Source organism: Mesorhizobium sp. FG116 (assembly GCF_057809835.1).
Genome location: NZ_JBMDKS010000031.1, coordinates 38,636 through 47,630 on the forward strand (window position 1 = coordinate 38,636; position 8,995 = coordinate 47,630).

The 8,995-nt window shown below is 59.7% G+C and carries 8 protein-coding genes; 6 read left to right on the forward strand and 2 right to left on the reverse strand.

Annotated elements, in window-relative coordinates; translation table 11 throughout:
* The first annotated feature begins 91 nt into the window (after window positions 1-91).
* The 6 genes from uvrB to ACODTY_RS20170 all read left to right on the forward strand — a co-directional run bounded on the left by uvrB (window position 92) and on the right by ACODTY_RS20170 (window position 5,846).
* Window positions 92-3,283 carry an excinuclease ABC subunit UvrB gene (uvrB, locus tag ACODTY_RS20145; protein WP_488995981.1) on the forward strand — a complete coding sequence of 1,064 codons (3,192 nt, stop codon included), beginning with the start codon at window positions 92-94 and terminating at the stop codon, window positions 3,281-3,283.
* A gap of 96 nt (window positions 3,284-3,379) precedes the next feature.
* Window positions 3,380-3,856, forward strand: a complete 477-nt coding sequence (locus tag ACODTY_RS20150) for a DUF2569 family protein (protein ID WP_488995982.1) — start codon at window positions 3,380-3,382, stop codon at window positions 3,854-3,856.
* A gap of 95 nt (window positions 3,857-3,951) precedes the next feature.
* Window positions 3,952-4,383 (forward strand): VOC family protein, encoded by a 432-nt coding sequence (locus ACODTY_RS20155; RefSeq protein WP_488995983.1) that lies wholly within the window; start codon window positions 3,952-3,954, stop codon window positions 4,381-4,383.
* Between the two features lie 56 nt (window positions 4,384-4,439).
* Window positions 4,440-4,802, forward strand: a complete 363-nt coding sequence (locus ACODTY_RS20160; protein ID WP_488995984.1) for a DUF1428 domain-containing protein — start codon at window positions 4,440-4,442, stop codon at window positions 4,800-4,802.
* Between the two features lie 127 nt (window positions 4,803-4,929).
* A complete protein-coding gene (locus ACODTY_RS20165) occupies window positions 4,930-5,370 on the forward strand; it encodes a DUF1801 domain-containing protein (RefSeq protein WP_488995985.1) in 441 nt (146 codons plus the stop codon).
* A gap of 53 nt (window positions 5,371-5,423) precedes the next feature.
* On the forward strand, window positions 5,424-5,846 hold the full coding sequence (locus ACODTY_RS20170) for a DUF1801 domain-containing protein (RefSeq protein ID WP_488995986.1): 423 nt from the start codon (window positions 5,424-5,426) through the stop codon (window positions 5,844-5,846).
* Window positions 5,847-6,149: 303 nt separating this feature from the next.
* On the opposite strand, the gene ACODTY_RS20175 is transcribed toward ACODTY_RS20170, so the two are convergent.
* A complete protein-coding gene (locus ACODTY_RS20175) occupies window positions 6,150-7,025 on the reverse strand; it encodes a hypothetical protein (RefSeq protein WP_488995987.1) in 876 nt (291 codons plus the stop codon).
* On the reverse strand, window positions 7,022-8,647 hold the full coding sequence (locus ACODTY_RS20180) for an ATP-dependent nuclease (protein WP_488995988.1): 1,626 nt from the start codon (window positions 8,645-8,647) through the stop codon (window positions 7,022-7,024). The genes ACODTY_RS20175 and ACODTY_RS20180 overlap by 4 nt, the downstream gene beginning before the upstream one ends.
* Between the last annotated feature and the right edge of the window lie 348 nt (window positions 8,648-8,995).

An 8,995-nucleotide genomic window follows, 5' to 3' on the forward strand; every position in this document is an offset into this window, starting at 1 on the left:
GACACCCCGATGTCAGCAATTCAAACTCAAACAAGCTGAGCAACGCCATTCTGCTCTTCCCATTTAGTCTGACTCCTCCCATATTCCGGCGATGGCCAAACCCCCTGCAAAAAATTCGCCTTCACAGGCCGAAGACAGCCGCTTGCCCCGCAAGCGCGGCAACCCGCTGACCGACTATCTCGACGCCTCCGTCCCGCTGGAGCGCAAGGGCTTTGCCGAAGCGCCGCAGGCTGAATTTACCGGCGCACCCCTTTCCGGCTCCATCTCCGATTGGGCCGAGCAGATCGCGCGTGAAGCCGAATTACCGAGCGAAGCTCGGCAAGGCCGACCGGCCGTCGCGCCCGATGGCGCGGATCCACGCGATACCTCCGAATCCCCCTCCCCCTTGCGGGGAGGGGCTAGGGGTGGGGGTAAATCTCCCAAAAAAATCCCCGAGCGTTCGTCCTCACCCACCCGCTCCGGGCGCGGCACATCGATGGGCGGCGCAGCGTCCGCCAAGGAGCGCGTCGCTGTCGGCCTGAACCCGGTCGCCGGCATCGACATCAGCCTGGAAGACGCGGAAACACTCTCCAATTCCGGCGTCACCGCCACGGTGGCGGCGCTGTCGGCGCTCATCGAATCCGGCAATCCGCTGCACAAGGACGGTGTCCTGTGGACGCCGCACCGGCCCGCCCGCCCGGAAAAGTCCGAAGGCGGTATCGCCATCAAGATGGAATCGGATTTCCAGCCGGCGGGCGACCAGCCGACCGCCATCAAGGACCTTGTCGAAGGCGTCAACAACACAGACCGCACGCAGGTTCTGCTCGGCGTCACCGGCTCCGGCAAGACCTTCACCATGGCCAAGGTCATCGAGGAGACGCAGCGACCTGCCCTCATCCTCGCACCCAACAAGACGTTGGCTGCCCAGCTCTATTCGGAGTTCAAGAAATTCTTCCCCGAGAACGCGGTCGAGTATTTCGTCTCCTACTACGACTATTACCAGCCGGAAGCCTACGTTCCCCGCACCGACACCTATATCGAGAAGGAATCCTCGATCAACGAGCAGATCGACCGCATGCGCCACTCGGCCACGCGCTCGCTGCTCGAGCGCGACGACGTCATCATCGTCGCCTCCGTGTCCTGTATCTACGGTATCGGCTCGGTCGAAACCTACACGGCCATGACCTTCCAGATGGCAATTGGCGACCGCCTCGACCAACGGCAATTGCTGGCCGACCTTGTTGCCCAGCAGTACAAACGCCAGGACATCAATTTCGTGCGCGGCTCCTTCCGCGTCCGTGGCGACACCATCGAAATCTTCCCCGCCCACCTTGAGGACCGGGCCTGGCGCATTTCGCTGTTTGGCGACGAAATCGAGTCGATCACCGAGTTCGACCCGTTAACCGGCCAGAAGACCGGCGACCTGAAGTCGGTCAAGATTTACGCCAACTCGCACTATGTCACGCCGCGCCCGACCTTGAATCAGGCCATCAAGTCGATCAAGGAAGAGTTGAAGCACCGTCTGGCCGAGCTTGAGAAGGCGGGACGCCTGCTTGAAGCGCAGCGGCTGGAGCAGCGCACGCGTTTCGACCTCGAAATGCTGGAAGCGACCGGCTCCTGCGCCGGCATCGAAAACTATTCGCGCTACCTCACCGGTCGCCAGCCGGGTGATCCGCCGCCGACCCTGTTCGAATATGTGCCCGACAACGCGCTCATCTTCATCGACGAGAGCCATGTCACCATTCCGCAGATCGGCGGCATGTATCGTGGCGACTTCCGTCGCAAGGCGACGCTGGCCGAATACGGCTTCCGCCTGCCGTCCTGCATGGACAACAGGCCGCTGCGTTTCGAGGAATGGGACGCCATGCGCCCCCTGTCCGTCGCCGTTTCGGCGACGCCGGGCGGCTGGGAGATGGAGCAGTCCGGCGGCGTCTTTGCCGAGCAGGTCATTCGCCCCACCGGCCTCATCGATCCGCCGGTCGAGGTCCGCCCTGCCAAAAACCAGGTCGATGATGTCGTCGGCGAAATCCGCGAAACGACGAAGAAGGGCTACCGCACGCTCTGCACCGTGCTCACCAAGCGCATGGCCGAAGACCTCACCGAATACCTGCACGAGCAGGGCATCCGCGTGCGCTACATGCACTCCGACATCGACACGCTCGAGCGCATCGAGATCCTGCGCGACCTGCGCCTCGGAGCTTTCGACGTTCTCGTCGGCATCAACCTTCTGCGCGAGGGCCTCGACATTCCCGAATGCGGTTTCGTCGCCATCCTCGACGCCGACAAGGAAGGCTTCCTGCGGTCCGAAACCTCGTTGATCCAGACGATCGGGCGAGCGGCGCGCAACGTCGACGGCAAGGTCATCCTCTACGCCGACCAGGTCACCGGTTCGATGGAACGCGCCATGGCGGAAACCAACCGCCGCCGCGAAAAGCAGCTCGAATACAACCAGGCCAACGGCATCACCCCGGAAAGCGTCAAGTCGCGCATCGCCGACATCCTCGATTCGGTTTACGAGAAGGACCACGTCCGCGCCGACATCTCGCAGTTCACCGACGACGCCGGAGCCATGATGGGCAACAACCTGAAGGCCCATCTGGAAGCACTCGACAAGCAGATGCGCGACGCCGCCACCAATCTCGACTTCGAGAAGGCCGCCCGCATCCGCGACGAGATCAAGCGGTTGCGCGAGATGGAACTCGCCATCTCCGACGATCCGCTCGCCAAATACGCCGACATGGAAAGCCCCGTCTCCGGCCGCGAGAAGGGCAAGCACAACAAGGGCCGCGAACGGCATCGCACGGTTGATGACAGCCTCTCCTCTCCCCGTTCACGGGGAGAGGATGCCGGCAGGCAGGTGAGGGGCAGCGCTACCCAGTCAAACTCCCTTTTCGCCAAGCCATCCATCGACGACATGGGGCCCGGCACAGACATGACCACGCCGGCGGGTGCAGTCTCGCGTTCGCTGTTCAAGAAGCAGTCGGCGCGCGAGGCGCACGGCTCCGATTTCGGCATCCCCGAGCAAAACAAACCCTCCTTGTTCCGCAAGAATTCGCTCGATGAAATGACCGTGCGCCGCACCGAAAAGCCGGTCGAAGGAAAAGTACCGGCGAAGCCGCAAGGCCGACCGGCCGTCGCGCCTGATGGCGCGTCTCTCCGCGACGCCGAAGGCGCGCGAAAGGAAAGAGCGCAGGACGTCAAACCAATCGTCCGCGAGCGCGCCGGCATCGGCTCCTACGAAGACCCGGCTGAAACGGCGCGGCGCAACCGCCGCCCGTCCAAGACCGGCCGTCCGGGAAGTTGAGAACCCTCGGAAGCCGCCGTTAACGCCAACTGGCGCCCGCTGTGGCGAGCAAGCCGCATCTGTGGCATTCTTTTCCTACCGCGTGGGGGAAGCGCCATGGCCGAGCCGTATCCGACTGCGACCGAAACCGTCGAGCAGCCAAAGCTCAAGGGCATCGGCGGCTGGCTCATCCTGATGGCCATCGGCCAGGTCGTCGGCCCGATCCAGATCCTCACCGGCATGATCGAGGAGTTTGGCAGCGTGCCGGAAGGCACCGCCGCGCGCTACCCGCTCGCCTTCATCGGCGACGGCGGCATGCGGCTCGCCTATGTCGGCTTCCTCGCCTACGTCGCCGTCCAGTTCTTCAAGACCCGCGCCGCCTTCCCCAACCTGTTCATCGTCAGCTACATCGTCGGCCTCGCCCTGCCCTTCGTCGTCGGCGTTTGGGTCACCGCCACCACAGGCATCAACACGCTCACCAACCTCGCCACGCCCGACTTCCTGAAAGTCTACGCCCCCGGCGCGGTCGTCGGCGCCATCTGGGTGGCCTACGTCGTGAACTCGGTGCGCGTGCGAAACACCTTCGTCAACTGACCGCACGCATCCACCAAAAAACTTCGCCCCGCTTGTCGGATCGCGCTGCCGCTATACGTCCTGTGTGGGCAAACAGCCGAAGACAGGAGAAACCCATGTCCGATGAAGGACCGCAGCCGCCCTTCCCGCCCATGCCGAAGCCGCTCGGCGGCCTCACCCCCTACCTGCAGATCGACGGCGCGCAGAAAGCCGCCGATTTCTACGGCAAGGCCTTTGGCGCCGAGCAGGTCTTCGCCGTGCCACCCGACGAGAAGGGCCGCACCATGCACGTCCACCTTTACGTCAACGGCTCCAGCCTGATGATCTCAGACTTCTATCCCGAGCACGGCCATCCGGCGAAGGCCCCGCAGGGCTGCACCATGCAGCTCCACCTCGCCGACTCCGACATAGACCGCTGGTGGCAGCGCGCCGTCGATGCCGGCTGCGAGGTCACCACCCCGCTCCAGCTCATGTTCTGGGGCGACCGCTGGGGCGCATTGCGTGATCCGTTCGGCGTCGAATGGGCCCTCAACGCCCCACAGAACTGACGCCCCACAAAACTAACCACGACCACCCGCAACACAGCAAACCGAGGAGAGAACTCATGTCCTATGTCGATGGTTTCGTGCTGGCCGTGCCGAAGGCCAATCTGGAAGCCTACAAGGAAATGGCCCGCAAGGCCGGCGATGTCTGGATGGAATACGGCGCGCTCGCCTATGTCGAGTGCGTCGGCGACGACGTGCCCTATGGCGAGCTGACCTCGTTCCCGCGCTCCGTGCAAGCCAAGGAAGACGAAACCGTCGTCTTCTCGTGGATCGTCTACAACTCGCGCCAGCACCGCGACGACGTCAACGCCAAGGTCATGGCCGACCCGCGCACCCAGCCCAACTTCGAGACGATGCCCTTCGATGCCAAGCGCATGATCTATGGCGGCTTCGAATCCATGATGGAACTCAAGAAGGCCTGACCAGCCGGAAAACGAAGGCGGCGCGCACCCTGCCGCGTGCCGCCTTCCCGGCATCGGCCGTCATCACTCTGTCGACATCGGCCGAAACCGCCCTATCCTTCCCTTCCTCAAGCGAAGAAGAAGAACAATGCCCGGCAAGACAGAAAAACCTCCGCAGGCAGCGCAAAAGCCCCGCCTGTTGTCCGGCGGCAACCCGCAGATCGCCAAGGGTTATGGCGAAGAACCCGTGCAGGCCTACATCGCCGCCATGCCGGGCTGGAAAAGCGAGCTCGGCCGCCGGCTCGACGCGCTCGTCACCCGCGCCGTCCCCGGCGTCGCCAAGGCGGTCAAATGGAACTCGCCCTTCTATGGCATCGAGGGCGAAGGCTGGTTCCTCAGCTATCATTGCTTCGAAAAATACATCAAGGTCGCCTTCTTCCGCGGCGCGGCGCTCGACCCCTTGCCGCCCGGAACCTCGAAACAGAAGGACGTGCGCTACCTCGACATCCGCGAAAACGATGCGCTCGACGAAGCCCAGTTCACCGACTGGGTGAAACAGGCAAGAGCGCTGCCGGGCGAGCGCATGTGAGCAGCCCACGCACGCCAGCCCAGCCACACACACCCAGCATGAAGAGACCGGACATGACCACGACCACCCCCGCCCCCCCGACCACCGCCGGCCAGACTGAAGACGCCTCCAGGCTGATCGACGCCCGCATCAAGGAATTGGGCGACTGGCGCGGGCAGACGCTTTCACGCATGCGCAAGCTCATCCACAAGGCAGACCCGGACGTGGTCGAGACGTGGAAATGGCGCGGCGTGCCGGTGTGGGAGCACAACGGCATCATCTGCACCGGCGAGACCTACAAGAGCGTGGTCAAGCTCACCTTCCACAAGGGCGCGTCGCTGGAAGACCCGTCAGGCCTGTTCAACTCCAGCCTCGAAGGCAACGCCCGCCGCGCCATCGACATCCACGAAGGCGAAGAGCTCGATGAAGCGGCCTTCACCGCGCTCATCAAGGCAGCAGCGGTGTTGAATGAGGGGAAGAAGGGCAAGAAGAAGTAAAGGATGAGGGGTGTGGGGATATCCACGTATCAAGGCGCCTCAAGGCCTGCATTGGCCCCAATTTCGTCCATCGCGAGCGGGTCAGACATTCGCCATAAGCTAACGTTTTTGTAGCTGTGCCACCGATGCCTAGCTTCGCGGCTACGAACCGGTTCACTGAGGGCGATCTATGCGGGAAAATTGAGAGAATTGCAGCCATTCCGGTTAAAACTTTTTCCACCCTGATCCAGCAGGCCCGAACCATATCGCAGGGCCTAGCGGCAACGGTTCCAAAACATCTGGCCCCCGCGGGACCACAGTTCGCTACAAGTCGACCAATGAATCTCCGACCTTGCGATCTGGCATTGACAGCCGCTTCCACAGCCAGGTCACGGTGCGCCGTTCGATAAGTGCCTGCAACATCACCGATTCCCAGTTGTTTTTGGTCCTATGCTGCCAGCATACCTCGTCTATCTCGTCACGGAGCAGGCGAATCAGATGCTCCTTGCTGTCCGGGTTAGCGCGCTTTAGCAACCGCACCACGCTTCCCGGCCTCCGGCAGAATCGCTCAAACCCGTCCCTAACATAGTCGGTAAGGGCATCGCGGGAGATCAGAGTCCGAGTGTGGAAATCGAAAGCCGCCGCGTCGCGGACGCCCTTAGGTTTTCGCATAATCACGTTGTAGGTCGGTGCATCGTCGTGGCACCTTATACGGACGTATAGTGACCGTTCGCCGATCTTTCTATCGAACGTTGGGTGGAGAAACCGCTCGCCACAAGCAGGTCCGACGGTCCTGTTGCCCTTTGTTTGGTTACACGAGCAAATCGGAAATAGGTTCGGCAGGAACACCGAAAACTCGGGGTAGTGGTGTTGGGGCAGGAGGTGATCGATCTGGTTGTTGTTGAGCGAGCCGCACAAGGAACAACAGCGGCCGCGTGAATTCTTCCGCAGTGCAGCAATGTAGCTTACCGCAGCGATCTTCGAACCGAACAAGCCCGCCATCGTCTCCCGAAACTCGGAATTGCTCACGTAGCCATTCATTAACCAAGGGTTGCCGCGGTTCCTCATGTACTCGCGATATGCAGAGGCGAAAAAGGCCATTCGTGTTCTGACGGTGGGAGCACTTTTGGCCCTAGAGTTCGCCGCAACGGCCGCGAGGACGCGGTATTGCCCTTTTGAACGGTGAGCGAACTTCTTCATTCTTTCCCGCGCAATTCGCTGAGGATTTCCCGCGACAGGACCGCACCGTATTTCTCGCGCAACTCGTCGAAAGAGAGTCTTTCCGCACTTATCCTGCGTATCGTATCATCAGCAAGAAACGAAGTGTCCTCTTCGCCGAATATAAAGGCAGAGATCGAGGAAATATCAGCACCAAAGGTACGCATGCCGGGCACTTTTACCGAAACCCGCCCGTTACTGTCCTTCTCAACGATGACCACCTGGTCATGGAAAACCTCGCGCACGACATAGACGGAATGCGTGGCCATGATTGCGCAAGACCCCGTGTCGGCCAGAAGCCTCTCCAAAGCACTCATAAGACGAGCGATGAAATTCGGATGTAGATGCGTTTCGGGTTCGTCCAGCAGCAGAAGGGACCCGTTTTCGATATAGGTACAAGCTTGCGCCAGCAACTTTATGAATCGCACTTCACCGGTGCTGAGATAATAAAAACGGCCATCGACAAGCCTCCCTGGCTCGACGGCCCGGGTCATATTGAAAAGTAACTCGATCCTCCTCTCCTCGGAACTACTTCTCAACTCCGACAGCCGGATCACGTTGATGCCCGTCGACGATTTGAACGCTATTTCACTGGGCCGATTGATCGCTTGGACAGCATCCATGAAGATAGAAAATCGGGATTTAGCGGCTATTTGTCTGTCATTTCGGGACAATTCCAATATGCTGGCGGTCGCCGTATTTCCGCCGTCACTGTACCTTACGCGACTGGTCGACAGTCGCTTGTAGTAGGTCGCGGGACGCTTCCAATTCTCACTTGGGAAGATACCCGTGAATTCGTTTCCGGGAGTGAAGGCTAAAACTCGGCTCGCCACAATCCTGTCTTTGTCTCCGCTAGCTCCACGCTGGATACCACGCAAGGCCTTACGGGCTATGTTCCCCAAAGCCCGGCTCTTTCCAACCCCGTTTTTGCCAATGATCACACAGGTACGCTTTGGGATCGTGGCTTCGTGACTAAAAGTGAAATCGACCTCCACTTTCTGGCCATCCTGATCGGTGATGGCAATCATCACTTCCTCAGGTCCCGACGAAGTATCCTCTTGATCAAGGCCCCGTAGAATTGGCCCTGCATTCCTAAATGCATAATACGCTTCCGATTCCCGGGTAAGGGAAAACCGAAACACGTCCGATGCCAATGCGGCGCGCTCGATATCCCTCCTTGACGCATCGCTCTGGATCGCAACCAAATCTCCCGCGGCCACCAGACGTTCGTTTCCGGCATAGACCCCAGATTTTCGGATGATCATCCGGTATGACTCTTGTGTATCAGCCAGCGATATCACACTTCGACTGTCGGTAACGATTATCTCTTCGTCGTTCGATAGTCCATTGACGGCATTTCCCACACCGATATACTTTCGTTCCATGGGATCATAATATGCAGCCTTGCCATTATACTCGAACACTAGTTGTCCGTTTTCGACAAAACCGATCGTCGCAATGGTTATGTGACCAAAGTCATTCCATGCGAGTCTGGTCGGTCGCAGCCAAACGAACGAACCAGAAACGCCTGTAGTACCCGGCCAGTAGACCGAAATAATTACCTTGAAGTCAGCCAGCCCGACTGCCGAGTCTCTCGTATTCATACGCCACCCTCATCAAGCGAGGTTCAATTGCATGTCGACCCGATTCGGGAAAGCTAATTGAGAAAAAATGTGATACTTTTACCAATCAAAATCAGAACTGCAGACTTTACGACGGTTCGACCACTACCGAATATTTGGTCGTTCCGAATTTTCGCTGCCAGACACTAAACAGGCTGTAACCAAGAGATAAGGCACATATATTTAAAAATAGAATTTCGTGTAGAGATAATATCTTTTCCTTTCAATTACTTGACATTTTTTCCTTCACAATTTTATCCACACCCTTCCCACCTTCCCCCATAATCCGCCCCATCGCTCTTGCGGGAACCGGCTGCGCACCGGGCAACG

Bases quoted from the DNA above. Each gene is read 5' to 3' on its own strand.
- ACODTY_RS20155 (WP_488995983.1), top strand. From the start codon at position 3,952: ATGTCCGATGAAGGACCGCAGCCGCCCTTCCCGCCCATGCCGAAGCCG.
- ACODTY_RS20150 (WP_488995982.1), top strand. From the start codon at position 3,380: ATGGCCGAGCCGTATCCGACTGCGACCGAAACCGTCGAGCAGCCAAAG.
- uvrB (WP_488995981.1), top strand. From the start codon at position 92: ATGGCCAAACCCCCTGCAAAAAATTCGCCTTCACAGGCCGAAGACAGC.
- ACODTY_RS20165 (WP_488995985.1), top strand. From the start codon at position 4,930: ATGCCCGGCAAGACAGAAAAACCTCCGCAGGCAGCGCAAAAGCCCCGC.
- ACODTY_RS20160 (WP_488995984.1), top strand. From the start codon at position 4,440: ATGTCCTATGTCGATGGTTTCGTGCTGGCCGTGCCGAAGGCCAATCTG.
- ACODTY_RS20175 (WP_488995987.1), bottom strand. From the start codon at position 7,025: ATGAAGAAGTTCGCTCACCGTTCAAAAGGGCAATACCGCGTCCTCGCG.
- ACODTY_RS20180 (WP_488995988.1), bottom strand. From the start codon at position 8,647: ATGAATACGAGAGACTCGGCAGTCGGGCTGGCTGACTTCAAGGTAATT.
- ACODTY_RS20170 (WP_488995986.1), top strand. From the start codon at position 5,424: ATGACCACGACCACCCCCGCCCCCCCGACCACCGCCGGCCAGACTGAA.